Below are 26,398 nucleotides of genomic sequence, written 5' to 3' on the forward strand. Positions count from 1 at the left end.
ACCCGCGCGCTCTAGTCTTTAGAGCGCGCGCTTTTCGGTCCCATATTGATTCGCGACCCCGCCGAAGGTTACCTTTGCGGCATGACCGCGCTTCCGGACATCCGTTCCTACACCGATTATCGGCTTTACCTGCGCGATAGATATGCCGCCGGAAAACGCCTCAATCCCGGCTTTTCGCATCGATACATCGCCGATACGGTGGGGGCTTCGTCCACCGGCTGGTTCTCGGATATGGTGAAAGGCCGCATTTCTCTTACCGGCACCTATCGAATCAAATTGACAAAGCTCTTGGGGCTGGGCCCGGCCGAATCCGAATACTTCGAGGCCATGGTCGATTACGCGCATGCGGGTTCGCTCGAGGAGAAGAACCGGCATTGGGAGCGCATGCTTTCCGGGAAGGATCTGAAGGTCGACTTCCTGGGCAAGGACAAATTCGATTACTACTCGAAATGGTATCATGCGGCCATCCGTGAACTCCTCTTGTTCCAGCCTTTCCGCGGCGACTATGCCGATCTGGGCCGGAGCCTGGTACCGTCCATCCGCCCGGACCAGGCCCGCAAGGCCATCAAGCTGCTCGAGCGCCTGGGGCTCATCGCCCAGGACGGCAACGGCATCCATCGCCCCACCTCGGCCATCCTTAAGAAGGACGCCGCCGAGAAGGCCTTGCATCTGGCCAATTTCCTGAAGGCGAACGCCGAACTCGGCATCGAAGCGCTGGAACGTTTTCCCAAGGAAGAGCGGGACATTTCGGCTTTGACCTTGGCGCTGCGGCCGCAGGATTTCGAACGGGCCCAGGAAGAGATCAAAGCGCTACGCAAAAGGTTGCTGGCCTTGAGCGAGAAGCCCGGGCCGGATAAAAGGGTTTACCAATGCAATTTCCAGGTCTTCCCGTTGACTCGGGCGACCAAGGCGACGGACGCGGCGCGGAACGGTAGCGCGCGGGAGGCACAGGCATGAACGGACTTTCTTTCTTGGGTAAGATGTTGCTTTTGTCGGTGGGCGGAGGCATGTGCCTGGCGACTTCGATGCTGGTCTCCGGCTGCCAGGAGAAGGAGTCGCCTTCTGGCCCCTCGTCCGTCGCCAGCGGGCGCGGCCGCATCTTCGGGACGGACGGAAAGCCCGCCGAAGGCGCCCAGGTGCGCATCGTTCCCGTGGAGTACCTTCCGCAACCGGCTTTGGCCAAGAGCGCCGCGGGCGTTTACATACGCACCGCCGATGCCGCGGGCGAGTTCGACGTGTCCGGCTTGCCCGCGGGCCAGTACAACATTATCGCCGAGAAGGATGGCCAAGCCTCCCTCAACGATTCGGTGATCTTGTCGGGGTCCAGCTCCCGGCTCCCGGACGACACCCTGTCCGCCCAAGGCTCGGTACGCGGGCGCGTGAGGGTGCAGCCCAATCATGAGCCTGCTTCCGTGACCCTGCAGTTGCTCGGCACCACGGTGTTCGCGAACGTCGACGCCGAGGGCCGCTTCGAGATAGGCGCCCTGCCCCGCGGTACCTACAACGTCCGCTTCGCCACTACCCTTCCCGATTACGTGGCCTTGTTTTCCGGCTTCAGGATCGAATCGGGAAAGGCGACCGATATCGCCGAACCCTTCGCGCTAGCCTATCTGGGCATCCCCATCGTGGAAGGGATTCGGGTGGACATGGATACGTTGCGGGGCTTGGCCCGGATTTCCTGGCACCCCGTCAAGAAATCCGATCTGTTGGGATACCTTGTACTACGTGACCCGCTCAACGCCCAATCGATCGCAGGGTCGCCGATCAACAATTCGCGGGTGACCGATACCTTCTACGTGGACACTCTTTATGGCGGCATCGGGGCGCAGGGAGCGGCGCGGGGTTGGGAATACCGCGTAATGGCCCAGACCAAGAACGGGAGGGCGGGGGAATGGTTCGAATCGGCGGCCCTGAACGCGGTGCCGCCGGTTACGGTGAAAACCCATCTCGCCTTGGCTTCGGACTCGCGCTTTCCCGGCCAGTTCAGCTTGAACGATACCGTGCTTTTCCGGGCGGCATTCGACAATGCGGGGAGGGGCAATCGCTCACTGGCCTGGATTTCCGGGAACGATACGTTGAGGAAAGCGGATCTGCATGACGCGGGGAGCGGCGAGGATACCTTACGCTACGTAGCCCCCAACCGCCCTTCGGACTTGCGGATCAAGCTCATCGCCCTGGATCAGGCCGGAACGGCATGGGATTCCTCTTTCGCGTACTCCATCGTGGCGGATAGACCGGTGGCGCACGCCGGCCGGGATACCATCATTTATCCGGGTGATATCATGCATTTGCATGGTCAGGGAACCGACCAGTTCGGGCGGATCGTGCGTTATGAATGGGATATCGGCGGAACGGGGGAATTCCGTACGGTGACGGCGGGGGATACCAGTTTCAAGGTGGAGGAGCAAGCCGTGGTGGATTATCCCTGCGTATTGCGCGTGACCGACGACGACGGGCAAACCGGATTGGATACCCTTTGGCTCAAGATTTATCGTTTTAAATCCGAGGCGCCCAGGCCGATCGCGGCGCCCCTCTGGAAACCATTCGGGGTAAGCCAACCGCATCTGGCCGAATTGAACGGAACGATCTACGTGCTCGGGGGCGGCGCCGGATCGGCGGAGGGCGGATTTACCTCTTACGACACGGCGACCGGAGTCTGGCGGGTCAGGGCCACCGCGGAAGCGAACGGCCCCCTCTACGTGGCGGACGGCCTGATCTGGCTTCCCCTCCGCGATGGCCTGCGGGCCTATGATCCGGCCGCCGATGCCTGGTTGGCCAAGGCGCCCCCGCCGGTCCCGACCGCGGCGGACGATCGTTTCTCCGCGGTGGCGCTCGGCGATTCGCTCTACGTGCTTTCCGGCTCGGGCCAATGGCAATGCTATCACCCGGCAAGGGACGAATGGACGATGCATCCGGCTCCTTACCGGACCACGGCAAGCCCGTGGTTAGCCCGCGTTCTGCCCATCTGGAATGGCGGACCATCGGATTTGATCGCCTTCGGGGGCCGCGTTCTCGGGGTTTATCCCAATGCCAACGAAACCACCTACGACCCGGCCCTGAACGCATGGACCCTGAACGGGAACAACATAGGATACTGGTACCGACACGTACCCGCAGGGGTAGTCGATGGGGATCCCTACGTTTGGGTGCACCAGAATCTACGGAAAACGATAACCCCCTCCGGCGGGATTGACTACCAAAATAATTGGTACTGGCCTATCAACGTCGCGGACGATAGCCTTGGATACGATTTGGCTTTCCATTCCATAGGCGGATCCCTTTACAGCATCAGCCTGGATTCCCTGCCGGGATTCCTGGACGTGGGCTCCCAGCCCTCCCGTGCCTGGCAAATCGATCCCGCTTATTATAAACCCGCGGTTTTCCCCGTAAAAGGAACCCGGGCCGCCTCCATAACCGCCGGCGGAAAGATCTACATTATGACCTGGTATGACGCGCCTCCCGCCGGGGAAAGCGACTATCCTTCCTGGTATCAGTTGACGCCTTTCTGAAACGGAGTTCCCGATGCCCTCTCGCGCCGCAATCGCGCTGGCCGCGCTGACCTGCGCCGGACTCGCGCTTTGGGGGTGCGGCGACGACCGCGTTGCGGGCACCGAGGTGGAGAACGAGATCGGGTACGTCTTCCAACCGGGCGGCGGCCCGGCCGCCGGGGCGGAGGTGCGCGTGATCCCGGTGGGCTACAATCCCCTGCCCGGGGCCGCGAAAGGCACGGCCGGAGCCAGCAAAAGCGCGGCGGGGGTCTATAAGCTCGAAACCGATGCGCGCGGGAGCTACAATCTGCACGGCATCCCTGCCGGCCAATACAATATCCTGGCGGCCAAGGAAGGCCTGGCCGCGTTCCGCGACTCGATCAACATCGATGGATCACCCGGGGTCCTGGCATCGGATACCTTGGCCCCCACCGCCGGGCTTTCGGGAATTGTCCAGCTACAGCCCAACCACAATCCCGCCACGGCCACGGTCCAATTCCTGGGGACCACGATATACGCCAACGTGGATGCGGCCGGTCGCTTCCGCCTGGAGGGCCTGGCCGCCGGGATCTACCAAGCGCGAATCGCCACCACCCTGCCCGAATACACCTCCCTCTTCGTCCGCTTCACCGTCGCCGCCGGTACGTCGACGGCCTGGCCCGATACCTTGCGGCCGGTCTATACCGGAATCCCGGTAATCGAGGATCTCAAGGCCGATTACGATACCGCGAGCGGGGCGGTCCGGCTTTCCTGGGCGAAATCGGACTATCCGAATCTGATCGGTTATCTGGTGTACCGCGACACCCTCCTGGCCCGATCCCTTTCGACCCAACCCATCAATAAATTCCGGATCGTGGATACGGTCTACGCCGATACCCTGGCCTGGACCTTGGCATCGGCGAACGAGCCGGATCAACATTGGGAATACAGGGTGGCCGTCCTCGCCAGCAACGGCAAGCCGGGTGAGACGTTCCTTTCGGTCCCGGTCACGGCGGTATCGCCCGCGACCCGCAAGACCTTCGTCAGCCTCGCGACGGAAGGCGCCCAGGCGGAAATGGCCACGGTAGGCGGCCCCATCCGGATTATCGCGCGTTTCCGGAACGCGACCCAGGGTAATGCGCATGTTACCTGGTTCTCCGATGCCTCGGGAAGTCCCGTACGGGAGAAGGACGTGGACGGGCGCCAAGGGGCCGATACCCTGGAGACGAAGGCGCCGGATTCGGCCGGGCCTTTCGGATACGAAGTCCGCGTGACCGACGCGGCCGGCCGGATATGGTCGGCGGATACCTCCCTGCTCGCGGTGCGCTGGAAGCGTGGGAAGGACCGGCCCTGGCCCGCCTACGCTTCCGCGGGCAAATTCCCGTACGATATGCCTATCGCAAGCATAGGCGGAAAGGTGTTCGTGATGGGCAGCCGCGGGGAGTATTCGCACCCCGCCCTGACCGTCTACGATCCGGCGTCGGATGCCTGGCGCATGGGCTCCGAGGCTCCGGTCCTGGCTGAGCCCGTCCCCGTAGGGGGGGCCTTGTACCTGATCGCGGACAGTTCCCTGTGGGCTTACGATCCCGCCGCCGACGCCTGGACGGCTCGGGCGGCCCCGCTGGTTCGCCGCAAGGACTTTACCCCGGTTCCGGCCCTGGCCGTAGGCGGGCGGTTGATCGCCTATGACGGCGTCATCCTTACGCGTGAAAACGGCAATGGAGACTACTTGCCGTCTTCGATGGAAGCTTACGACCCGGCCGCCGATTCCTGGACGCGATCGGCGCCTCCCTATAGCTTGGCCCCGGCGAAGCTGGTCGCTTACGGAAGCCGCCTTTTCAAGACCGGTTTCCGGACCTTGAGCGAATACGATTCCGGGCAGGACAAATGGAACGTCATCAGCACGGGGATGCCCGCCGAGGCGCTGGCTCCCATGGCGGCATTGGACAATGCCCTGAACTTCCTCTATGGCGGACGCCTGGTCGCAACCCTCCTCCTGGACGGGAACGTGGCCGACTATCGGGCCTCGCTGCCGGTCCTGCCGGCCTATACGGATTATTCCTTCCAGGTCCTGGACGGCCGCATCTACGGGCTTTTCCAGACCGGCACCGATCGCATTACCGTCATCACCTATCGCCGCGCGGAGAACAAGTGGAGCATCGTCGAGCCGATCGCGACGCAGGGCAACCGGTTCGCCTGCGCGGTGGCGGGCGATTCCTTGGTGGTCATCTCTTTCTACGACAGGACGCTCCCCGATCGATACGATCGTCTCCCGGCGGCCTACGTTTATCCCCCGCAGCCCTGAAGAACCGGAAAAGAGGACGGCTCGCCGGCCCCGGCGTAAGGATTGCCGCGCCCGGGACTTCGTCCACGCTCTGAAGATTAGAGCGCCTCCCGGCGCATCGCGGGCAGTTCGGCCTCGCCGTGGAAATAGTTTACCGGCATGACCAACGCTGCCGCCTACCAAGCCGCTTATGCTCGCCAACAGGAAGATGAAATCGCCGGAACGTCGTTGCCTTCCGTTTTCGTCCGCCCCGGAGGGAACGATGCATGGAGGCATCGAAGGATGCTGGAAATGGCCTTGCCGCTGCTGCACGCCTGCCATGGCGCGACCTGGATGACGGTGGGGGACGGCAACTACGGATCGGATGCGAACTTCCTCGCGCGCCGCGGCGGGCGCGTGGTAGCGACCAGCATCACCGATAAAACCTTGAAAGTGGCCCGGAGCCTGGGCTACGTGGAGGCCATCCGCGCCGAGAACGCGGAATCCCTGACGCCCAAGGACGATGCTTTCGATTTCGTTTTCTGCAAAGAGGCGTACCACCATTTCCCCCGGGCGCCCATCGCCTTCTACGAAATGCTTCGCGTGGCGCGCATGGCGGTGGTGCTTATCGAGCCGGCGGACGGTCCCGAACGCATTCTGGATCGCCTGCGTGCGGGCTTCAAGCGGATGCTCAGAGGCGATGCCAGCCTGGATTTCGAGCCCAGCGGAAATTTCATTTTCCGGCTCGATATCCGCGAAGTCTCGAAGATGGTGGCAGCCTCGGGTTATGCCGGCATCGCTTGGCTTTCCTTCAACGATTTTTACCACCCCGCTTCCAGCCGAGGGGAATACCGGTTGCTCTCGCCCCGTACCTGGCTATTGCGCCTGGGGATCGCCGTCCAGGATCTGTTCTGCGGCCTGCGCCTAATGCGGCCGGGCCTGGCTTGCGTCATCGCCTTCAAGGAACGTCCCGAGGCTTCCGTACGGACCGCCTTGCGGATGGGCGGATTCCGGTTCCGATCCTCCCCGATCAACCCTTACGCCAATACACCAGATTCCATGGTCCCTCCCGCGTCCGGGATGGGGAGCTATATTGGCTAGGCTGCAGATCGTATCGCGGAAAGGCTGCCGGCGTAACAGCGGGAACCGAGGCGCTTACCCGAACGACTCAATCTTCTCAGAGCCATCCGGCCCTATCGGCGCCAAGCGCCTTACCCCGGTGAACTGCAAGAGGACGTTCCACAAGTAAACCGGATTCAAGATCAGGTAGCGACGCCATAGCCGCTTTGGCTCCTGGATCAGGCGGAACAGCCACTCCAGGCCGCGCTTCTGCAGGAAGGGCGGCGCCTGCGGCAAGGTGCCCGCGTGGAAGTCGAATGCGGCGCCGACGGCCAGGATCGGCATAGAAAGGGCTTCCCGATATTCGAAGGCCCACACCTCCTGGCGCGGGCAGCCCAGTCCCACGAACACCGCCTTGGCCCCGGAGGCTTTAACGCGGCCGATCACCGTTTCCCGCTCGCCGGCGTCCAAGCGGCGGAACTTCGAGGGCTCCATGCCCGAAACGATCAGGCCCGGGAATTTGGCCTTCAGGTTGGCGGCGAACTTCTCCAATACCCCGGCTTGGCTGCCGTACAGGTAGATCCCCAGGCCGGCCCCGGCCATGGCCTTGGCGGTCAAGAGGGTGAGGTTGGGACCGTAAACGCGATCGGCCAGCGGTTTGCCGTGCAACCATTTCAGGGCCCAGCGCACCGGCTGCCCGTCGGGGACCACCAGATCGAGACCGTTGAGGCGCCGCGCGTGGACGGGATCCTGGAAGCCGGTCATGACGCCATGGACGGCGAGTGCGCTCACCGAACAAGGCCGGCCCGCGCGGGCCGCCTCCACGATGGATCCCACGGCGTACTCGTAATCGACGGCGTGCACGTTCACGCCCAGGACGGGGAACTTCCCGAGGTTGATCATGCCGGAACGGACCAGCGATCCTTGTTGTATTCGAAGATTTCCTTCAGGATGCGCGGCACGTCGTAGCGGATGCGCCAAGACGGGTAGCGCTGCTTGAACTTGGACAGATCGCTGATGTACCAGATGTGATCGCCGCTGCGGTTATCGTCCGAATAGGAATGGTTCATCTTGCGGCCGGTGATCTGCTCGCACAGATCGATGGCCTCCACCATGGAGCAGTTGCTCTCGCGCCCGCCGCCGATGTTGAAGACTTCCGCGCTGACGGGGCTCCGGAATACTTCATCGAAGGCGGCGATGAGATCGGAAGAGTGGATGTTGTCCCGCACCTGCTTGCCCTTGTACCCGAAGATGGTGTACTTGGAACCGGTGGCGGCGCATTTCATGAGGTAGGCGAGGAATCCGTGCAGGGCCGTGCCGCTGTGGTTGGGGCCGGTGAGGCAGCCGCCGCGGAATACCGCGGTATGCATGCCGAAGTAGCGCCCGTATTCCTGCACCAGGACGTCGGCCGCCACTTTGGAGGCCCCGAAAAGCGAGTGCTTGCTCTGGTCGATGCTCATGTCCTCGGCGATGCCGCGACGGTAACGGTGCGAGGGATCGATTTCCCAGCGTTTCTCCTGTTCGACCAGCGGCAGGAAGTTGGGCAGGTCGCCGTAGACCTTGTTGGTGGAGGTGAAGATGAACACCGCTTCGGGGCAGTTCTCGCGGGCGGCCTGCAACATGTTCAAGGTGCCGTTGGCGTTGACGGTGAAGTCCGAGAAGGGATCTCCGGCGGCCCAATCGTGGGAAGGCTGCGCGGCGGTGTGGATGATGAGCTTGATGTCCTTCCCGTAGGACTTGAGGAGGGCGCGGATGCCCTCCGTATCGCGGATATCCATGTCCCTGTGGACGTATCCCTTGACCTCCGCCTCGAGGCGCTGGCGGTTCCAGGCGGTGGAGGCCTCGGCCCCGAAGAAGAATTTTCGCATGTCGTTATCGATGCCGACGACCTGCATGCCTTTGGCGGCGAAGTGCCGGACCGCTTCGGATCCGATGAGTCCGGCGGAACCGGTGATGAGTGCGATGCTCATGGACGCTCTCCCAGGGACGGATTCAGGACAGATAGCGGCCGCGCGTGCCGCGGCTGCCCGAAGGGGCAGGCAGGCAAATTTAGCATTCGGCCGGGTAACTGTCTCCGCCGGGATCCCCCTTTTGCTATTTTGGCCGCACCAGACGACGGAGACGGCCCCTGCGAATCGGAATCTTCTTCAACGCGCGCCGCAACCAAGGCGGGCTCTACCAATACGCGGTGCGCCTGGTGCAATGCCTGGCCGCCTACGGCCCCGCCGGGCACGAGTACGTGCTGTTTTCCGCCACCTTGAAACCCCTGCCCTTCGAGGTCGCGAATCCGAAATGGAAGGTGATCGCCCTGTCCCGCGCGTCCCTATTCCCGCGTCTGGGCATCGAGGCGGCCCTGATGTACCTGGCCAAGCTCGGGTTCATCCGGCGCCTTCCGGTGCTGCCCCGCTACCGGGCCGTCGATCGGGAGAAGATCGATCTGATGCTCTACGTCAAGCCATCGATCCAATCCTTCCTCTGGCCATATCGTTCCGTCTTCCCGGTACATGATTTGCAGCACCTTTGGCAGCGGGAGTTCCCGGAGGTTTCGGCCGGAGGCGAATGGTCGCGGCGGGAATACATGTACCGCAACGCCGTACCCGCGGCGGCGGCCATCCTGGCGGATTCGGATACCGGCGTCGAGGATGTCCTGCGGGCCTACGGGCCTCCGCGAGCGCGGGTCCATGCCCTGCAGCACCTGGCCCCTACCCATTTCCTGCCGCCCGTGACCCCGGCCGATCTCGAGCGCACGCAAGCGGCTTACCGTTTGCCGCCGGAGTACCTGTTCTACGGGGCGGTCTTCTGGCCCCACAAGAACCATGCGCGCCTGCTGAAGGCGATGCGCCTGCTCAAGGACCAAAAAGGGTTTTCGGTTCCGCTCCTCCTGGCGGGCGGTCCCCGTTTCGAATACGAGCGGCTGGCGGCCCTCAAGGACGAGCTGGGGTTGGGCGATCAGGTGCGTTTCCTGGGCTACGTCCCGGACGAGGACATGTACCCCTTGTACCGGCAGGCGTTGGCCTTGGTGATGCCCACCTTCTTCGGGCCCAGTAACATCCCCTTCCTCGAGGCGTGGGCCAACGATTGCCCCGTGCTGACATCCAACGTGCCCGGCCTGCCCGAGCAAGTGGGGGACGCTGGGCTCGTCTTCGACCCGCGCAGCGAGCAGTCCATCGCCGACGCGATCTGGAAGCTCTATACCGATGCCGAGGCGCGGGGGCGCATGATCGCCAGCGGGCGCGCCAAGGTGGCCGCGTGGACCCCCAAAGAATACGCCGCCCGCCTCTCCGGCATCCTGGATGCGGCCTATCGGGCCGCGCCTTAGGCTCGCCGAGGCTTCAACCCCGCCTGATTTTCCAAAGGATCTTGCGCAGGATCACGCCCGGCCTGCGGCGCGTGCGCCTGAAATAGTCGGCCACGGCGCGCCGGCCCTCGAGGTTTTCCGCCAGGGGGAGCCGCTCCACCCGCAAGCGGCGATCGGCCACCTCCACGTCGAAGACGGCGGTATCGGGGTTATGCGTGCCGCCTCCGTCGTTGCCGATGTTGTTCAGCATGGAAACGCCCGGGTACAAAGTGAGCATCCCCTTGAGGAAAGCGGTCGCGTACCAGCGGATGGCCCACGAGTCGTTCTTGCCCGCGATCTGGCGCTTGAGCATCCGCGTGTAGGGATAGGCGCCGTCCAGATCGAATTCCCGCGTGAGTTTGCGCGCGCGCAGCTCGGCCAGGAGTTTCGGCCCGTCGGGATCGAAATGCGACCAGGCCCGCGCCCAAGTGGCCCATCCCCAGCAATCGGCGCCGCGCAGGAAAAACGTTTCCGGCAGGGCGCGTCGCACCGGGAAGATATAGGCGGCGATGCTGGCCACCTGCCCGTCGTCCCGGTATAGTTCCAGGCCGTCGTTCATGTAGCGAAGGAAATGGGGCGAAGTCACCATATCGTCCTCGAGGACGATGACGCGGCCATGGGCGCGCACCAGATCGGTCACGCCGCCCACGATGGAGCGGGAAAGGCCGAGGTTGCTTTCGCGCTCAACCAGGACCGCCCGCTTGAATCCACGGAGGTCGCGCAAGGCAGCGCGTAGCGCCTGTACCTTGGGCAAGTCGGATTCCCGCTTCGGGCCGTCGGAGAAAATGGTCAGCTCGCTTTCGGCGGCCAAGGGGTTGGCTCGCAGCGCCTCCAGGGTACGCAGGGCGTGGTCGAGGCGATTGTAGACGAAGAGGGCGACGGGAGCAAGGCGCATCCGCGGGAAAACTAGCAATCCGGCCGCGTCATGGACCTCGGCGCGCGGCGGCGCGGGCCGGTGGCAACAGGTCCGGGGCGCCCGGCAGGATCAAGCGCGCGGCGGCGGGGCTTCCGTCGGGGAGCGCCCGTTCCAGCAGGCCCCGTGGCCCCGCGGAGTAGGCGCGGGCTTTGCCGGCGAGGGCGAGGCGGAGGAACGGCGCCTGCCCGGTCCGGCCTTTCCAAATGATTTTTCCATCCAGCGCGCAAGTAATGCCCGCGCTATCGGTCCCGCATTGGTAGTTGCCGGCCCAGGCCCCCAAGGCGCGGGGGTTGGATACGCCGTGGATGCGTTCTTCGCGTACGCGTTGGCCCGGAAGCGCGCCGCAGAGCACGTTCGCGCGGGCTTCGTTGCCGTACATGTCGCCTTCCGCGATGTAATCCCGCTTCGCGTAGAGCTGTATGTCCCGGTTGTGGAAAAGGATGTTGCCCGTAACCTTATGGTTACGGGTATTGTGGAGGAAGATCCCGATGTCCGCGTTGGCTACCACGTTGCCGGATACCTCCATCCCCCAGGTGCCATCGTCAAGGTAAATGCCAATGGCGCTGGTGGAGGCATCGCCCGTACCCTCGGCATTGCCCAAGGTATTCAGGACCGAGTTTCCCCGGATAACGGAGCCGGTGGATCCCGGTTTGGCGTAATCGCCGGCCCAAGTGTAAATGCCTCCCGCGTCGTCGAGGAGCAAGCAGGAGGAATCCACCAGGTTGGATTCGATACGCGCGTAGCGGCCCTCGAAGCGGATGCCGCACTGGGCGGATGCGATGAAGAGGTTCCCCTCCGCCTCCACGCTGTCGCCGTAGAATTCCAACGCGTTCCCGCGGCAGCATTTTCCGCCGAAGCCGGCCCTTCCCAGCCGATCGGGGACCCCGGTGCCGTGCACCAGGTTCTTCCGGAAGCGGGAGCGTTTTCCATCGAGCCGGATGCCGGATCCGACGGCCCCCTCCACCGTGTCCCGCTCCAGGAGGAAACCCGAGCCCGATAGCCCGATCCCCTCGCCCCCGGGATAAAGGATGGCGCAATTACGAATCGTGATCCCTGTCGCGGAATCTATTTGGATACCGGGGCCCGCCGGGCCGAAGAACCGGAGGCCCTCGATGCGGATTCCCGCGGTCCCCATCCCTTCGAATCCGGTCGTACGCGTCGAAGCCTCGAAAACGTGGCCCGTCGCGCTGTCCCCGGGGGGAATGAAAAGGTAGAGGGTGCCGGAGGCCGGATCGGGGGCCCATTCCCATGCGGTATCCAAGGCGGCCGGGCAGCCGTTCAGGAAGAAGCCCTGGCCCGCGCGCAAAGGATAATTGGCCGGACGATCGGGACGATAGATGCCGGAATCCGCATAGCCTGCCAAGGCGCGCGCATCGAGGGAGAAGCGTTGGCTGCGGAGATGGAGCGCAGCGCCTTCCCAGCGGGAACCTGGCAGAGCGGGGGCCGGGAGGGGCGGGGCCCGGAAAGCCGAGTCGCCCAAGGGCGCGGCGATGGGGAGGTATCCGCGGTTCGGGTAGCGCGCGATAGGGAGCGGCTTCCCGTCGCGGAAGAGCTGCGTTACGGGACCGGGCGCGGGCGCGGCGAAGATGCGGCCGTGGACCTGGGCCCAGCCTTCCACCAGGGCGGTTCCGCTTACGACGGGCGAAGCGCCCCGGCCGTAGGCCCCGTATACGATAGGATGCCGCTCCGTTCCCGGCCGCGCGGCCCGCAGGACGCTCCGGAAGGTATCCCCGCGCCTCAGCAGCACGCTGTCGCCTGGCAAAAGCCCGGCGGAATCGAGCCGGGCCAGGCTGCGCCATGGCGAGTCGGCCCGGGCGGCCTGCATTTCCGAACGGGAATCATCGCCGTCGCCGGCGAGATGGTAGGCGACGGGCCCGCGCGCGACGGCGGCTCCGGACAGGATCAATGCGGCGGCTGCGCCGACCCGCGCCATCGCCAGGGATCGGCAGGCCGGCTCGCGCCTCACGCCGCGCCTATCCGGCTTGGCGGCGACTGCCGTTCCCGATACTGCAGCCATCCGAATAGCAACGCGGGTAGGATGACGGATTCGTAGGTGGGGAAGGAGCGGTGGGCGAAGCCTACCAGGAAGTGCATCAGGAACCACAGTACGATAAGGGCGGAGGCGCATTTGCGCCACGGATCGGTCTCGGCGCGGAAGCCGCGCAGGGCCGCGCCCGCGGCCATCAGGATGGCGGCCAGGTAGATCAGGAAGCCGAAGCCGCCGGTCTCGTACAGCAAGCGGAAGTATTCATGCTCGATGGTGGGGTGGCCGTCTTCGAGCAGGATTTTTCCCATCAACTGGTGCAGGAAATCCGAAGTACCCAGGCCATGCCCGAAAAGGGTGAAATTATCGATGACGCTGTAATGGAATTCTTGGAAGTGGATGAGGAGCCCTTGGTCCTTCCCCGAGATCGCGCCCCCGAGCCGCGCGGCGATGCCTTCGAAAGGGCCCGTCCCGTCTTTCTGGAACGCGAAGGCGGCGGCGAAGACGGCTCCGGCGAGGCCCAGCCAGGCCAGGGTGGAGATCTTGATGCGCTTGCCGAAAACCAGGTATATCAGGGAGCAAAGCACGCACGACGCGAGGGAGGAAAGCGATTGGGTGAGGAAAAGCGCGGCGATGGCGGTTAATAGGCCTATGACGTAGCGCGGTTTGCGGTATTCCAGGAGGAAGATCAGGTTGGCCAGGGCCAGTACTCCGCACAGATAACTGAAGGCGATGAATTCCAACACCCAGGAAACGCACCGGTAGTCGCTTTCCTCGAAGCCGTAGCCTCGGTGGAAGATGCTCGATGAGTTCTCCAGCAGGTAGGCGTTCTGGGAGGTCGCCAGGAGGTACAGCTCTATATATTCGTGGAAGAACTTCTCCGCGATGGCGGTGGCGGTGAGTACGATGCCGAAGATCAGGGCGAGGGAAAACAACCTTCGGAAGTCCACGCCCTTGGAGGCGGCGAAGCGCCCGGCGAAATAGGCCATGATCCAGGCGAACTCGGAAATCAGATTATAGACTATACCGTATGCCATCTGGCCGTCCAGGCCATAGCGGAGATCCCAGAGCGAAGCCGCGACTCCCGCCCCGACCCAGGCCAGCATGGCCCTTTCGTAACCCCGTAAGCGGCCGGGCAGAAGCAGGCCGCGCCAAGACAGAATGATCAGGATGATGAACCCGATTAGGCGCACCTTGAAATTGATGAGGATAGTGATCCCGTTCTGGAAGAAGCTCAGGAAGATGAGCAGCCCGAGAGCCCATTGGAGGTACCGTTCCCGTCCAGCGACCGCGGTCGTTGCCAGGGGCCGGGTGGCGTCCGCGGAAGGCGCCAGCGCGGTCATGCGAACAAGGCCAGGTAGGCGTCTTCCTGGCGTTCCCATAGGTAAGGGCACTGTTGACCGGGGCCGGCGGCGGGGCCCGTGCCCGGTTCGGGAAGGGCGCGCACCGCGGCGGCGATGCCTTCCGGGGTGGTTTCCGATAAGCACGCGCCCAGGCGGTTCTTGGCCACCACCTCGAGCAAACCGGGATGGTCGTTGGTGATGACCGGCTTCCCGCAATAGATGAACTCGTACAGCTTGTTTGAAGCGCACCAATAGTTGTTGAGGCTGGAGTTGCGGTAGAACACAAGGCCGATGTCGCCGGCCGCGATATGGTCGAGCATCTCGGCGTTGGGGATAGGCGGGTGGAAGTGAACCCTGCCGCCGAGACCCAACTGGGCGGTCACGGCTTCCAAGTCCTTTTCGTAGCCTTTGAAGGCGGGGCCTAGCAGGACGAGCGCATAGCGATCGTCCAGCAGGGCCATGGCGCGGATCATGCTCTCGATTTCCCGGCCCGGGCCGAGCACGCCCGTGTAAAGCAGGATGCGCGTACCGCGCGGGATCGCGAAACGCTCCCGCAGGCGATCGCGTCCCGAAAAGGGATAGCGCCCGGAAGGGAAGTTCTCGACGAGGGCGATGCCGTCCTCCTTGAGTCCGTGCTTCTTCGCGAAGTAGGCGCGTCGATGGCGCTCGGGTTGTATGAAAGCATGGCAACGGGGCACGGTCAATCGCTCGATAAGGGACCAGGCCGCCTTGCGGGCCCCGTCCTGGGATTCGGGGAAAAGCTCGTGGGCATCGAACACGATGCGCGCGTGGCGGGAGTAGAGGGCCCCGGCGATAAGGGTGTTGAGATCGTTGCATTGCACGATGTCGGGCTTGATATCGCGCAGACGGGCCAGGGCCCAGAAGTTGAACTGCAATTGGCGCAGGAAGTTCCGGGCCGCGCTTTTGACCAGGAGGTGGGGATATTCCACCAGGTCGATACCCAGGCGCTCGCGATCGACCTTGGTGCCGGTATGACCCCATTGGATCAGGACCACCCGGTGGCCGGCCGCCTTAAGGGTGGCGATTTCTTTCTGGACCCGCCCGTCGGTGTTGATGTTCCCGATGAGCAGCATGGCGACGGTCTTCACGGATCAGGCCTGCGGCCGCGCGATGTCCCCGTACAAGGCGGCGAGCGCGCGGCGTTTCTCCAGGGCTATCGCCAGGGCGGCGCCGGCCAGCAGGCCGACGAAGACGAAGAAAGTGACGATCTTGCGCTTCATGGGGGCGGTCTTGAATATGGGTACCTCGGGCGCATCGAGGACATCCACCGCGGGCATGTCCTTGTGCTCGTCGAGCTTGGCCATCTCGTATTCCTTGCGCAAGGTGAGGAATAGCTCCTCGTTGATGTGCATATCGCGCTGGTAGCGGGCCTGCTGCAGGAAGATATCGGGCGAATTGGTGGACAATAGGTTGCGTTCCTTGAAGGTGCGGAGGTGATCCTCGCTCTCCTTGAGGCTCTCCCCGGCCTCGTTCACGCGGTTCTCCAGGAACTCCCGGTAGCTGGATTTCTTGGACGAGACCAGCCTGCGGTAATAGGCATTAAGGTCGGCGATGAGGGTATCGGCCAGGTCCTTACAGAGTTGCGGTTCCGGGGTCGTGACCTCGATGTAGAGCACGCCGGAATGCTTGTCGGTGGAGAAATCGATCTTCTTCTTGAGCGACTCGATCAGGTAGTAATCCTTCAGCGCCTGGGTTTCGCCCTTGATGCGGTAGATCTCCATCAGATTGGCCGGGCGCCCCAGGCGGGCGGAATAGTAAGGCTTGGCGGCGATCACCTTAAGGAAGGTATTCGTCTTCACGATGTCGGCCAGGATATCGATGGGATCCTTGGCCTGGGCCCCGCCCAATCCCAGCTTCTCGCCCAGGTTGAGGAGGTTGCCGATGCCCTGGGGGGCGGCCTGCTTGGCCGGATACAGGGTGGCGGTAGTGGTATAGCTCACGGGCAGGAAGAGGGAGGCCACCCCCGAGATGACGCCCGCCGCCGCCGCGATCCCGAGGATGAGGAGCTTACGCCGGTAGAGGATGCGGAGGTAGGGGAGCAAGCCTTCTTCATTCATGGGAGCCATTCAATATACCATTTCACGGGGGATTCCCCGGCGGGCGCGAGCACGGCGACCTGCGCCGGGGCTTTCTCGCCGTAGGCGGGCGAAGTCTCGGACGCGGCGAGCGACCACGGTCCCGGGTCCGCGCGCACCGCGATGCGGACGCCGCCGCTTTCCGCGTCCACTCCGCTCCCGTCGGCGCGCAGCGTAAGGCTTACTCCCGGACGGAAATGGAAACGGACTTCACGGCCGGGCAGAGCGCAGACGTCCGTCCCATCGAGCCGGCCTTCACCGAGGCTAAGGGTCCGCTCATGGGGCGTACCGAACCCCGCGTGCCGGCCCGCGACGCGATCGGGCTCGAGGAAGAGAAGCGCAGCGCGGCTGCGGTTAATCAGCATGAACAATCCCGGTCGCGTATTCTCCCACGGATCCTGCTCGCGACCGGCCACCGCCAGGGTACTATGCCAGGCGGTCGAGCGGAAGCGGTTGCGAGCGTCCCAATCGGCGGTGTACAGGTAGCTGCCGCGGTCTTCCAGGAACACCCTTCCGCCCACCGCCAACTCGAAGGAGAGCTGGTCGTTGTGGGCGTGACCTCCCGAGCCTAGCTGTCCGATCGGGCCGCAGCGGAAGCACAGCCAGGCGGGACCCCGGCGCAGGACGTACAACCCGAAATCGGGATAGGCCCGGGGAGAAAGGGCGGTAGCATTCGATCCCGTAAGCGGATGGCCGCGGTAGGAAGGAAAGCGTCGCCCGCCCAAAATGCCGCCCACCAAGGCGGTCTCGCTCGCCGCCCGGCCGGCGTAGGCGGCGAAATCGGCGCGGCCGAAGAATCCGTCGATGGCCGCCACCAGATGGCGGTGATCGAGGAAATCCTCGCTCCCCCCCGCCGGATCAGGCTGCGGGTACAATTTCAGGAACCGGCCCGAATCGTTGTCGCCGATTTGCGGGACGCGGCCGTCGGGCCGGGTGATATCGAGGGTGAATTCGGCGGCCCGCTCCAGACGCTCGAAGTACCAGGGCGGGAAGGGTTGCCGCGAGGAACCGGCCCAGGGGTAACCGGGAAGTTCCCTGTAGGCGAAGAATCCGGGATGATGCCTGCGATGGGCGGCGGGAGCGGCCAGCGCGGCCTCGCGGCGCCCATCGGGGAGGGCCAAGAAGGCGGCGGTGGCGTAGGCCAGCATTTCCGCCGAAAGGCGATGATAGCACGTCGAGGCCTCGAAGTTGGCCCCGTCGGGCAGGAACTGGATGCGGGCCTCGGCGATCAGCTCGCGCACCGCGAAGCCGAGCCAGGCATCGCTCTCGATGGCCGGCGGGAGATGGCAGGCCGCCACGCACAGACCCGCGATATCGGCCAGGTAATGGTTGCCGCGCAGGCCCGGGCCCCACTCCAGGTTGCGCACGATGTGCCGCGCATGCTCGTACGTCCCGCGGGCGAAGGCGTCTTCGAAAAGGGAATCGAACACCGCTCCTTGGGCGCGGAACAGCTCCCAGGCGAAAAGCCAATTGGCGATGCGGATGCCCACGTCCATGGTGCAGCCCCAGGCGGCGCCGAATCCGGGAGGGCAGGCGGATAGGAAATCCAGGATCTGGTCGCGGAATTCCCGCGCATAGTCCTCCGAGGCGGAAAAGCCTTCCTTTCCCGCGCGCGCCTCGCCGCTGGCCCAGGCCAGCGCGGCCAGATGCTGCATGCGCGACAATTCCCACGGTACCTTGATGTCGGCCCCGGGGGTGGATCCATAATTGAGATCGGCATGCCAACCATCGGCCGGCCAGCGATGGCCCGACTTGAAATCGGCATGCCAATCGATGGGCCGGTATCCCGTGGAAATCAAGGCGCGCAGGCGGGCGGACTCGGCGCGGTTGGGCGGGGATACCTGGACCCCGGGCGGCGGAGGGCCTACCACCACGGGCCCCGAACCGAGCAGGTCGAAGCGGTGCGCCGCAGCCGCAGCGGCCAGGCGGAGGACGGCTTCGGTATCGGGCCGCGCATCGGCGGGCACGGGGCCGCGTAGCAAGGGCTGCAATCCCGCCGACAGCCAGGCGGGCGGGACGGTCGCATAGGCCGGAGCGAGTCGGGCGCGGGTCCGGCGCCAAGCGGCGGTCAGGCGCTCTTCCGCCTTGTCGCGGGCGCGTCGAACCGCTTGGCGCGGGCCCAGCTCGCGCAGCTTACGCCAATACCGGCCGGGTTTCAGGCGCATACTCCCGCAACGGTCCGCCGCGCGGAGGCCTTACCGATGCTTCGCGGAAGGCAGCGCATCATCCGCGCAGCTCCTTGAGCCTGTCTACGATCTTACGGGTATGCTCCGCCCAGGTGTAGCGCGCCACCACCTCTTCGCGCGCGGCCGCTCCCAGGCGAACGCGCAGTTCCGCGTCATCGGCCAAGGCCGCCACGCCCGCGGCCAAGGAATCGGGATCGCCCGGGCGCGTCATCCAGGCGGTCCGGCCATGCGAGAGGATCTCGCCGATCTGATCGAGATCGGAAGCCACGATGCCGCGGCCCATGGCCATGTATTCGAAGAGCTTGGTCGGGGAGCCGAAGAACGGGGTCCCGTCGGGATTGGGCACATGCGGGGAGACGAGGATATCGCAGGCCGCCAGGTGCGCGGGGCCTTCCTTCTGGGGTACCATGCCGGCGATCACCGCGGCATCGCCGGCGCCGTGGCGCGCCAACGCCTCGCGCACCGCCGGCATGCGCGACCCGTCGCCGATCAGAAGCAGGCGCAGCCGGTCGCGCAAGTCGGGCCGCGCCGTCAATAGGCGCCCGAACGCCTCGGCCAGCACGTCGGCGCCATGCCAGTCGCCGAAGGTGCCGATGAAGCCGGCGACGAGCTTGCCCTCCAGGCCGTGGCGGGCGCGCACCACGCTTCCGTCCACCCCGGGCGCATACGCGTCCTGGTTTACGCCGTTCGGATTGACCATGATCTTGTCCGGCGGAACGCCTTGCGCGACCAGGGTATCCTTGAGGGGCCGGCTCACCACCACCACCAAATCGGCGGCTGCCAGATTCAGCTTTTCGATCCGGTCGGAAAGCGATTCGTAGGCCAAGGGTTTCCCCCAATGGCGGCTGACCCACACTTCCGAGCCGTTGAATTCGAGGACCAGGGGGACGCGCAATCGCCGCTTCAAACAGATGCCCGTGAAATTGTTCAGGCTGTAACGCTGATAGATGAAAGCGGCGGCCGTGATGCGTGGCTCTGAGGCGAGCCGATCCATCAGGAGGTAGTTGAAGGCAAGCGAGGGAATCTCCCGGAAATCCTGGTAGCGATGATCCGGGCGGATCAGGATCTGCTCCAGATCGGCGCGCACGCCCGGGATTGCGTCGGAGGTCAGGAAAAGCGGTTTCGGGAAAAAACCGTCCAGGTTGTTCAGTACGCCGCAGATGTGGCCAACGGAGCCTCCTGAGACAATCCCGTCGGATAGATCGGTACGGAGGTAGAGTGGCCGTAAAGAGGCGTTCAGAGGGAAACAGATCTGGGTTTCCGATTCCATCGCCTCCACTTCCGAGCGGATGCGGCGGAGCAGGCCGGGCCGTGCCGCCGCGTCCCGCAGGAACCCCGCCGCGAATCGCGTTATCAGCGGAAGGGTAACTTCGCGACGACGGCCTTTCGGGTCGGAGAACCACGCGCGGCGGCGGGCAAGGGCCCGCAGGAGCAAGGCCGTAGAAAATGGCTTGGGCAGATAATCCGAACTGTACGTGTAAAGCTCGGCTTCTTTATGTCGCAGGAGCCGGAGGAGGATCCGGCCGGATCGGAGTTCCGAACGCAAGGTCTCGAACGGGACGATTTCCGCGTCCTCTGCATCCCTAGGCGAAAGCCCTTTGGCGACGATCAGCTTCTCGGAGTGACGGATCAGATTCGCCTCCTCAGTGCTTCCAGGCGCGAATGCCGATGAACCAACCCCAGGTATCAGGGAAGAACCGGCTCAGAACCTGGGGTAATTTTTCCGTGTCATATACCGTCAGGTAGGGAAGGGACTGGAAATCTTCGAATGACGAAAACATCTTCACGATTTCGGCCTCGGTATAGGCCTTGGTGCCCAAGCTTTCCATATGGTTCCAAAGCACGTCCCGAAACGATCGCCACGGGCGGCCGCGCAGCAACGCATGCTTGATCCAACTGCGCAACGTGACAAGGGATCGCCGACGGTACAGCATGCCTACGAACATGCCTTTGGGCTTGAGAACGCGTCGGATCTCGGCTATGATGCGCTCGGGCTTTTCGGAATGGTGGATCACTCCCCAAGAATAAACGAGATCGAAGGAGGCGTCGGGGAAAGGCAAGGATTCCGCATCGATGCGGCGCAGGTCCGATTCGAAGCCGTAATGGCCCAAATGGGCTCGCGCATTGGCGATGGCGGCGTCGGTCAGATCGACCCCATGGCAGATCGCGCCCGCGCGCGCCCACTGCAGGTGATCCGTGCCCGCGCCCACGCCGATTTCCAATATCTTCTTGCCATGATGGCGCGTGAACTGGGCGACGGCGTGGATGCACGGTTCCACCGAGTAACGGTGGTTTTCCACGCGCTGGAACCATTCCAGGGATTTTTCCGGGGCATCGCCCACGATTTCCTCCCAAGTGCCGCAGGAACGGTTTTCCCAATGCTTGCGAACTTCGGAATTCAGGTCGGATACCGGCTTTGAGTCCATGCGATTCTCCGGGCGTTCAAACGCCTTCGATGAAGTGTCGGTGCCATAAAGCGAAGTTGTATAGGTACCAAAGCGGATAGCCTTCGGAACGCGCCAAATAACCCTCGACGGCGCGGAAATCGATCAGATCGACGCGCTTGCAGAAGGCTTCCAACTCGTCGCGCATCGTCTTCCCGAGCCGCTGCATGACCCATTCGTGCATGGGGATGCCGAACCCGCGCTTCTTGCGGTAGATGAGCTCGTCGGGCACCAAGCCGCGGACCGAAGACTTGAGCAAGGTCTTGAGCTCCCCGCCCGCTGTCTTCAAGCCCGGCGGGATGCCCATCGCGAATTCCACGAACTTGTGATCCAGGAAGGGCACGCGGCCTTCCAGGCTCACCCCCATGCTCATTTTGTCCACGCGCATGAGCAGCAGCTCCGGAAGGCGCATGTTCAGATCGAGGTAGCTCATCCAGTTCAGGTGCGAGGTGTCCCAAGCTTTCGCCAGGAAACGATCGAGGATGGGCTGGAGCGCTTCCCACGAGGTCCGGCCGGCGAACTTGGCGCGCAGGCGCGGCGAAAGCACGCTTTGCTTCCCGGCGTGCGTGAAGGCATCGGCGCCTCCCCAGAAAACCGGCACGCCTTCGGCGCCGCGGCGTAACCATTCCGTATAGTCGGTCCGGCCCTTGCCCGCCAGTCCCAAGGCGGATACGCCCAAGCGTTTCAGGACGCGCGGCACGGGAAGATCGTCGAGGCGCTGCAGTCCCAGCATGCGCTTCCAGTAGGGGTAACCCCAGAAGAGCTCATCCGCCCCTTCGCCCAATTGGCACACGATGACGCCATTGTCGCGCGCCAACTTGCAGACGTAATAGAGGGGCACGCAGACGGGATCGGCGATCGGCTCGTCCTGCAGGTGCACCATGGTGGGCAGGAAGTCGATCAGGTCTTCCACCTTCAGCAACCGTTCGTGGTACTCGGCGCCGACCTTGGCCGCCATTATGCGGGCGAATTCCGTTTCGTTGCCGTACGATTTGTTGTCGCCCTGGTAGCCGATGGTGAAGGTTTTCACTATGCCGCCCTCCCCCTCGGAGAAGAGCGCGGCGTTGGTGCTGGAATCAACCCCGCCCGACAGGAACACGCCCACGGGCACGTCGCTCACCTTGCGCAGCTTGACAGCCTCGCGCAACTCGTCCAGCAGGCGGCGGCGGATTTCCTCCACCGGAACGCCCGTAAGCGGCTTGGCATGGTCCCACACGTCCCAGTAACGCTCCTCGCGGATCGAACCGTCTTCGCGCACGCGCAGCCAGGTCCCCGGAGGCAACTTCCGGATCCCCTCGAAGAAGGTCTCCGGAGCGGGCGCGGTAAGGAAGGAGAGGAAGTGGAAGTAGGAAGCCTCGTTCAGCGCCCGCGGCTGCCCGGGATCCTTCAGCAGGGCCTTGATCTCCGATGCGAAGTTGAGGCGCCCGTGGTGGATGCTGTAGTACAGGGGCTTGATGCCGATGCGATCCCGCACCAGCCACAAATCCCGGGAACGCCCGTCCCATAGGGCGAAGGCGAACATGCCGCGGAAGCGATGCAGGCAATCGATGCCCCATTGCTCGAAGGCATGCAGGATGACTTCGGTGTCGCTGTGGTCGGTTTTCCAGCGATGCCCGCCCAAGGCCATCAATTCCTTGCGGATGTCCGCATGATTGTAGATTTCGCCGTTGAAGGCCACCCAGATCGATCCGTCCTCGTTGCACATGGGCTGATTGGCCACGGTGGAAAGGTCGATGATGGACAGGCGGCGATGGGCCAGGCCCACCTTGCCGTCGGGGGCGATCCAGTTGGCGCCGCCATCGGGCCCGCGATGCATCATGGCGTCCCGCATGGGCGTGAGGTGCCCTTCGGTAACCCGGAAGCTACCTGAGGCGAAGGCGAGGGTGCCGGCGATTCCGCACATCTCAGGCTCCGTTCCTGTGCCGGGCGCGCCAGCCGATCAATGAGGCTTGCGTCAGTTCCCAAGCTGAGGCGGGCGAGATCCCCAATCTCTTCAGGAAGATCCAAAGCAAAATCGCGTATTCGGCCAAGCAGAGAGCCGCCTTCAGGGCGACGCCGGCATCGCTGAGGAAATGGTTGAGGCCGAGCAACAGGAGCGAGCCTCCCACGAACAGAAGCGAATCGCGGTAACCCACGAACAAGGAAGGGAAGAAGCGCTCCGCGAACACCAGATATATCCCGAAGCGAAGGGCATAAGCGAGGGTCATGGCGCCGGCAGCGCCCCAAACGCCGTACTTCGGGATCAACAGGAAGCAGAGCCCGATGTTGAGAATTCCAGAACCGAGTTCCGGGATGATGTCGTATTGCGTCTTTTTCGCGAGATGCTCGTTGATGGCGAGATAGCGGGAAAGGAAGGAGAACAGCGAAACCGTTAAGAGCATGAGGACGACCCCCGCGTGCCCGGCGTATTGCTCCCCGGCGATTATCCGTACGAGTTCCGTGCTGAAGGCGGCGATCGGAAGGGACAGGGCGAGCAGCGCCAGCCCGTTGATCCCCATCAACTGTGCGTAGCGCTTTCCGAAGCCGGCCTCTTTGTAATGGCGGTAGATGACCGGGGTGGTTGCGAGGTACATGGGATCCATGAACATCGCCAGGAACATGGTCAATTTCCCGTTGGCCTCCAATATGCCGAGGCTAGCCGCATCGCCGAGCTTCCCTAGCAGGTATTTCCCCGAAACCATCGTGAGGTAGGCGCCGAACAGGGAAGGAAGGAGGTATAAGGAGAAGGTAAGCGCCGGCCGCAGGAGCTTGAAATCGAGAATGAATGCGCGCATGCGCATGCTCGCCAATTGGAGGACTATCGGCACGATGTTCTGCGACAGCAATCCCAGGAATATGGCTTGCAGCTTTTCCATGCCCGCTCGCAACGCGATTAGCGTCACGGTCAGGTAGAGGAGCGCCTGGAGCAAGGTGACCGCGAGGACCTGGAACACGCGGTTATCCAACCGGAGCTTGCAAAGGTACGCCCCGGAAAGGGTGTTGGTAAGCGGCATGGCCAGCAACAAACCGAAAAGCCAGGGGGGCATGGGGAAGACGAGACGGTCCAAGAGGGGTTTTCCCGCCCATAGCGCCAGTCCGGTAGCAAGGTTGATGAGCACCAGCAGGTTTACGAAAGAGACTTCGAAACGGCGCCGCTCTTCCGCGCTTGTGAATTCCAGGTAGAACCGGTTGAAACCGGCCACCAGCTCCAGCGTCATGAAGAAGGAGATGACCGTGATAGTCACGTTCAATAGGGACCATTTCCCCATTTCCTCCATCGAGAGAATGCGCGCGAGGTATATCCAAAGGGAAAAGGTCATGACCTTGCTCAAGGCGTTGGCCGCGAAATAGAGGGCGGATGATTTCACGAACGACTTGATCATGCGTACAGCTTATCCCAGCGGGCCTGGAACTCCCTTCCGGTATCCCGGGCCGAAGCGGTTTCGCGGCGCGCATACGCCCACGACGTCCATCGGTTGCCTTTGGCCACCACCGTCTTGATCATCAAGGCGTCCTTGAGGAACTTGGCTTTGTAAAAATCGATTCCCGTCCCCTCGCAGTGGAGGGAGAGCCCGCGCTCGAAACTGTCCCGGATGTTCTCCTGCACGGAAAAACCGCCCAGTTCGTACTTAGGGAAAGTGCGATCGAAGGACGCGTCCAGGCAGAATTTCGCGCCCCGATATTCCACGTTAAGACGATAGGCCACTTTAACCCCGTCCAGCGAAACGAAAAGCACCTGGGATCCCAATCCGGCCAGTCGCGAAATGAAACCCGATTTCCGTTCATCCAAATACAGGGAATGCTTGCCGTCCTCGAGCTTTGATTTGGACAAGCGCGCGACCTCGTTCATCGCCTCAGGCCCGAGCGGGGCGAACGAGAATTCCAAGGCGCGGCCGTCCTGGCGGAGCTTGTTCTGGGCCGTGCGCAGGTTCTGCTTCAGGCTCTTGGAGTAAGTCCGATCACGGTAATCCTCGAAGCCGGTGAATGCTTCCGGCCTCAAGGAGGGGCACGCGGTATACGGATGCGAGAAGGAGGGAAGCAGGGACAGGAACGGGCTGGACGCCGGGAGATATCGCAGGTTAAGGATATGGAAGGATACGTTTTCGCCGACCCAGCGAAGCGCTTCCGCGGCGGCCCGCTCCCGCATTTCCGGCCTGGCCAGCATATCCAGGGAAGTCCCGGCCCATTGCTGGCCGAGGAACTCCACGCATTCGATGGCCTCGAAACGCCGCCGGCGCTTCACGCGGACGAAGGGGGCTATTCCGGCGAGGCCGTTCGCCGATTCCACGCGCAATATGAGCAGCCGTTTGTCGAAGCCGAAATCCACGTCATCGCGCCGGCCGAACGCTTGCCACCATGCGATGAGCCAGTCATAGGAAGCAGTGAGATTTTCATTGCCGGCGGACGACTCCATCTCCCGCCATTCGGCCGCGAGGGCCAAGAGCCCGGCATCCGAGTCCACCGGCGTTACGCGTAAACCGTCAAGTCGAGGCACGGATGTACAACCTTTCGCCGCAGCCGCGCAAGCGTTTCTGAAATACCGTTTCGAACCGGATACGGTCCATACGAAAGATCTTTCGGAAAAGGCGATAAAGCCGAGGCGGGGAGCAAAAGAAGACGCCGTAGGCCTGTATCCGGAAGCCGGCATTGGCGACCATGCAAAGCGCTTCCTCCAACTGGAAGTTGTAGTAGTAGAATCCGCCCCGGTGAAGGCCTTGCTTTCCGCCCTCCCCGGGGCCCGGCTCCGTCCGGATCGGATCTCCGGCCCGCTTCCGATCGCTGTAATGGTAAGCGGTCAAGGCCAATTCGCCTCCCGGCTTCAGAAAGGAGCGCAGATCACGCAGAATGGCTTCGCGCGCCGTGAATCCGGGTACGTGCTGAATGAAGTCCAGGGCATTGATGAAATCGAAGAGCCCGGTCGGGCCGAAAGGCAAGGCATTGGCATCGGCCTGGATGAACCAAACCCGGGCGGGCGAACCGGAGCGTTGGTATTTCGCCTTGGCGACCTTTAGGCTGGCGAGGGAGAAATCCACTGCGACGAGTTCTCGCGCCAGGGAGGCTAGCTTCACCGTGGTCCGGCCGGTGCCGCAGGCCAGGTCGAGCACCCTTTCGGAACCTGTTAAGCGCCACGCCCCGATGGAATGGTGATCCAAGAGAAGGGTATAGTCGGATTGGCGTTCATTGTCATAATTCGCCGCATTCCCGTCGCGGGCGGAGATTTCCTTCAAGCGCAGTTCTTCCATGCGTTTGGGGAGCATGCAAAGGATTCCGTCCTCATCGGCGTATTCCCTTCCGCAGGCGTCGCACACGGCCCCGTTAGCGCT

Annotated in this window: 19 protein-coding genes; 5 read left to right on the forward strand and 14 right to left on the reverse strand. The window is 63.5% G+C overall.

Annotated elements, in window-relative coordinates; genetic code table 11:
• Nucleotides 1–81: 81 nt before the first annotated feature.
• The 4 genes from JF616_02620 to JF616_02635 all read left to right on the forward strand — a co-directional run bounded on the left by JF616_02620 (nucleotide 82) and on the right by JF616_02635 (nucleotide 6,831).
• Nucleotides 82–957, forward strand: a complete 876-nt coding sequence (locus JF616_02620; protein MBW8886627.1) for a TIGR02147 family protein — start codon at nucleotides 82–84, stop codon at nucleotides 955–957.
• Complete coding sequence (locus JF616_02625) at nucleotides 954–3,509, forward strand: hypothetical protein (GenBank protein ID MBW8886628.1); 2,556 nt, start codon at nucleotides 954–956, stop codon at nucleotides 3,507–3,509. The genes JF616_02620 and JF616_02625 overlap by 4 nt, the downstream gene beginning before the upstream one ends.
• A 13-nt stretch (nucleotides 3,510–3,522) precedes the next feature.
• On the forward strand, nucleotides 3,523–5,772 hold the full coding sequence (locus tag JF616_02630) for a carboxypeptidase regulatory-like domain-containing protein (GenBank protein MBW8886629.1): 2,250 nt from the start codon (nucleotides 3,523–3,525) through the stop codon (nucleotides 5,770–5,772).
• A gap of 270 nt (nucleotides 5,773–6,042) precedes the next feature.
• Nucleotides 6,043–6,831: a class I SAM-dependent methyltransferase gene (locus JF616_02635; GenBank protein MBW8886630.1), complete on the forward strand. Its 789-nt coding sequence runs from the start codon at nucleotides 6,043–6,045 to the stop codon at nucleotides 6,829–6,831.
• 54 nt (nucleotides 6,832–6,885) lie between these two features.
• Here the strand turns inward: JF616_02635 and JF616_02640 are convergent, their stop codons facing one another.
• Nucleotides 6,886–7,692 carry a WecB/TagA/CpsF family glycosyltransferase gene (locus JF616_02640; protein MBW8886631.1) on the reverse strand — a complete coding sequence of 269 codons (807 nt, stop codon included), beginning with the start codon at nucleotides 7,690–7,692 and terminating at the stop codon, nucleotides 6,886–6,888.
• Nucleotides 7,689–8,759 carry an NAD-dependent epimerase/dehydratase family protein gene (locus JF616_02645; GenBank protein MBW8886632.1) on the reverse strand — a complete coding sequence of 357 codons (1,071 nt, stop codon included), beginning with the start codon at nucleotides 8,757–8,759 and terminating at the stop codon, nucleotides 7,689–7,691. The genes JF616_02640 and JF616_02645 overlap by 4 nt, the downstream gene beginning before the upstream one ends.
• A 218-nt stretch (nucleotides 8,760–8,977) precedes the next feature.
• Here JF616_02645 and JF616_02650 point away from each other — a divergent pair, with 218 nt between their 5' ends.
• A complete protein-coding gene (locus JF616_02650; protein MBW8886633.1) occupies nucleotides 8,978–10,108 on the forward strand; it encodes a glycosyltransferase family 4 protein in 1,131 nt (376 codons plus the stop codon).
• 13 nt (nucleotides 10,109–10,121) lie between these two features.
• Here the strand turns inward: JF616_02650 and JF616_02655 are convergent, their stop codons facing one another.
• From JF616_02655 to JF616_02710, 12 genes are read right to left on the reverse strand one after another with little or no spacing between them, the layout of a single operon-like run.
• Nucleotides 10,122–11,021: a glycosyltransferase family 2 protein gene (locus tag JF616_02655; protein MBW8886634.1), complete on the reverse strand. Its 900-nt coding sequence runs from the start codon at nucleotides 11,019–11,021 to the stop codon at nucleotides 10,122–10,124.
• Nucleotides 11,022–11,049: 28 nt separating this feature from the next.
• Nucleotides 11,050–13,008: a right-handed parallel beta-helix repeat-containing protein gene (locus tag JF616_02660; protein MBW8886635.1), complete on the reverse strand. Its 1,959-nt coding sequence runs from the start codon at nucleotides 13,006–13,008 to the stop codon at nucleotides 11,050–11,052.
• Nucleotides 13,005–14,369 carry a hypothetical protein gene (locus JF616_02665; GenBank protein ID MBW8886636.1) on the reverse strand — a complete coding sequence of 455 codons (1,365 nt, stop codon included), beginning with the start codon at nucleotides 14,367–14,369 and terminating at the stop codon, nucleotides 13,005–13,007. The genes JF616_02660 and JF616_02665 overlap by 4 nt, the downstream gene beginning before the upstream one ends.
• Nucleotides 14,366–15,478 (reverse strand): glycosyltransferase, encoded by a 1,113-nt coding sequence (locus JF616_02670; protein ID MBW8886637.1) that lies wholly within the window; start codon nucleotides 15,476–15,478, stop codon nucleotides 14,366–14,368. Before JF616_02670 ends, JF616_02665 begins: the two co-directional genes overlap by 4 nt.
• A 3-nt stretch (nucleotides 15,479–15,481) precedes the next feature.
• The gene (locus JF616_02675) at nucleotides 15,482–16,456 is read right to left on the reverse strand and encodes a hypothetical protein (protein ID MBW8886638.1); all 975 of its coding nucleotides are present in this window, start codon (nucleotides 16,454–16,456) and stop codon (nucleotides 15,482–15,484) included.
• Nucleotides 16,444–18,630 carry an alginate lyase family protein gene (locus JF616_02680; GenBank protein MBW8886639.1) on the reverse strand — a complete coding sequence of 729 codons (2,187 nt, stop codon included), beginning with the start codon at nucleotides 18,628–18,630 and terminating at the stop codon, nucleotides 16,444–16,446. The genes JF616_02675 and JF616_02680 overlap by 13 nt, the downstream gene beginning before the upstream one ends.
• A 58-nt stretch (nucleotides 18,631–18,688) precedes the next feature.
• Nucleotides 18,689–20,263, reverse strand: coding sequence for a glycosyltransferase family 4 protein (locus JF616_02685; GenBank protein ID MBW8886640.1), 1,575 nt, complete (start codon nucleotides 20,261–20,263; stop codon nucleotides 18,689–18,691).
• A gap of 31 nt (nucleotides 20,264–20,294) precedes the next feature.
• Nucleotides 20,295–21,077 carry a class I SAM-dependent methyltransferase gene (locus tag JF616_02690; protein MBW8886641.1) on the reverse strand — a complete coding sequence of 261 codons (783 nt, stop codon included), beginning with the start codon at nucleotides 21,075–21,077 and terminating at the stop codon, nucleotides 20,295–20,297.
• A gap of 16 nt (nucleotides 21,078–21,093) precedes the next feature.
• The gene (gene asnB / locus JF616_02695) at nucleotides 21,094–22,998 is read right to left on the reverse strand and encodes an asparagine synthase (glutamine-hydrolyzing) (GenBank protein MBW8886642.1); all 1,905 of its coding nucleotides are present in this window, start codon (nucleotides 22,996–22,998) and stop codon (nucleotides 21,094–21,096) included.
• Nucleotide 22,999: 1 nt separating this feature from the next.
• Nucleotides 23,000–24,457 (reverse strand): oligosaccharide flippase family protein, encoded by a 1,458-nt coding sequence (locus tag JF616_02700; GenBank protein MBW8886643.1) that lies wholly within the window; start codon nucleotides 24,455–24,457, stop codon nucleotides 23,000–23,002.
• Entirely contained in the window at nucleotides 24,454–25,569 is a 1,116-nt protein-coding gene (locus JF616_02705; GenBank protein ID MBW8886644.1) for a GNAT family N-acetyltransferase, read from the reverse strand. Before JF616_02705 ends, JF616_02700 begins: the two co-directional genes overlap by 4 nt.
• Entirely contained in the window at nucleotides 25,556–26,332 is a 777-nt protein-coding gene (locus JF616_02710; protein MBW8886645.1) for a class I SAM-dependent methyltransferase, read from the reverse strand. The genes JF616_02705 and JF616_02710 overlap by 14 nt, the downstream gene beginning before the upstream one ends.
• Nucleotides 26,333–26,398: the final 66 nt, after the last annotated feature.

The sequence above is a fragment of the Fibrobacterota bacterium genome, assembly GCA_019509785.1.
Classification (GTDB): domain Bacteria; phylum Fibrobacterota; class Fibrobacteria; order UBA11236; family UBA11236; genus Chersky-265.

Bases quoted from the DNA above. Each gene is read 5' to 3' on its own strand.
- JF616_02680 (MBW8886639.1), bottom strand. From the start codon at position 18,630: ATGCGCCTGAAACCCGGCCGGTATTGGCGTAAGCTGCGCGAGCTGGGC.
- JF616_02690 (MBW8886641.1), bottom strand. From the start codon at position 21,077: ATGGACTCAAAGCCGGTATCCGACCTGAATTCCGAAGTTCGCAAGCAT.
- JF616_02625 (MBW8886628.1), top strand. From the start codon at position 954: ATGAACGGACTTTCTTTCTTGGGTAAGATGTTGCTTTTGTCGGTGGGC.
- JF616_02640 (MBW8886631.1), bottom strand. From the start codon at position 7,692: ATGATCAACCTCGGGAAGTTCCCCGTCCTGGGCGTGAACGTGCACGCC.
- JF616_02665 (MBW8886636.1), bottom strand. From the start codon at position 14,369: ATGACCGCGCTGGCGCCTTCCGCGGACGCCACCCGGCCCCTGGCAACG.
- JF616_02630 (MBW8886629.1), top strand. From the start codon at position 3,523: ATGCCCTCTCGCGCCGCAATCGCGCTGGCCGCGCTGACCTGCGCCGGA.
- JF616_02645 (MBW8886632.1), bottom strand. From the start codon at position 8,759: ATGAGCATCGCACTCATCACCGGTTCCGCCGGACTCATCGGATCCGAA.
- JF616_02635 (MBW8886630.1), top strand. From the start codon at position 6,043: ATGGCCTTGCCGCTGCTGCACGCCTGCCATGGCGCGACCTGGATGACG.
- asnB (MBW8886642.1), bottom strand. From the start codon at position 22,998: ATGTGCGGAATCGCCGGCACCCTCGCCTTCGCCTCAGGTAGCTTCCGG.
- JF616_02710 (MBW8886645.1), bottom strand. From the start codon at position 26,332: ATGCTCCCCAAACGCATGGAAGAACTGCGCTTGAAGGAAATCTCCGCC.
- JF616_02655 (MBW8886634.1), bottom strand. From the start codon at position 11,021: ATGCGCCTTGCTCCCGTCGCCCTCTTCGTCTACAATCGCCTCGACCAC.
- JF616_02700 (MBW8886643.1), bottom strand. From the start codon at position 24,457: ATGATCAAGTCGTTCGTGAAATCATCCGCCCTCTATTTCGCGGCCAAC.
- JF616_02620 (MBW8886627.1), top strand. From the start codon at position 82: ATGACCGCGCTTCCGGACATCCGTTCCTACACCGATTATCGGCTTTAC.
- JF616_02675 (MBW8886638.1), bottom strand. From the start codon at position 16,456: ATGGCTCCCATGAATGAAGAAGGCTTGCTCCCCTACCTCCGCATCCTC.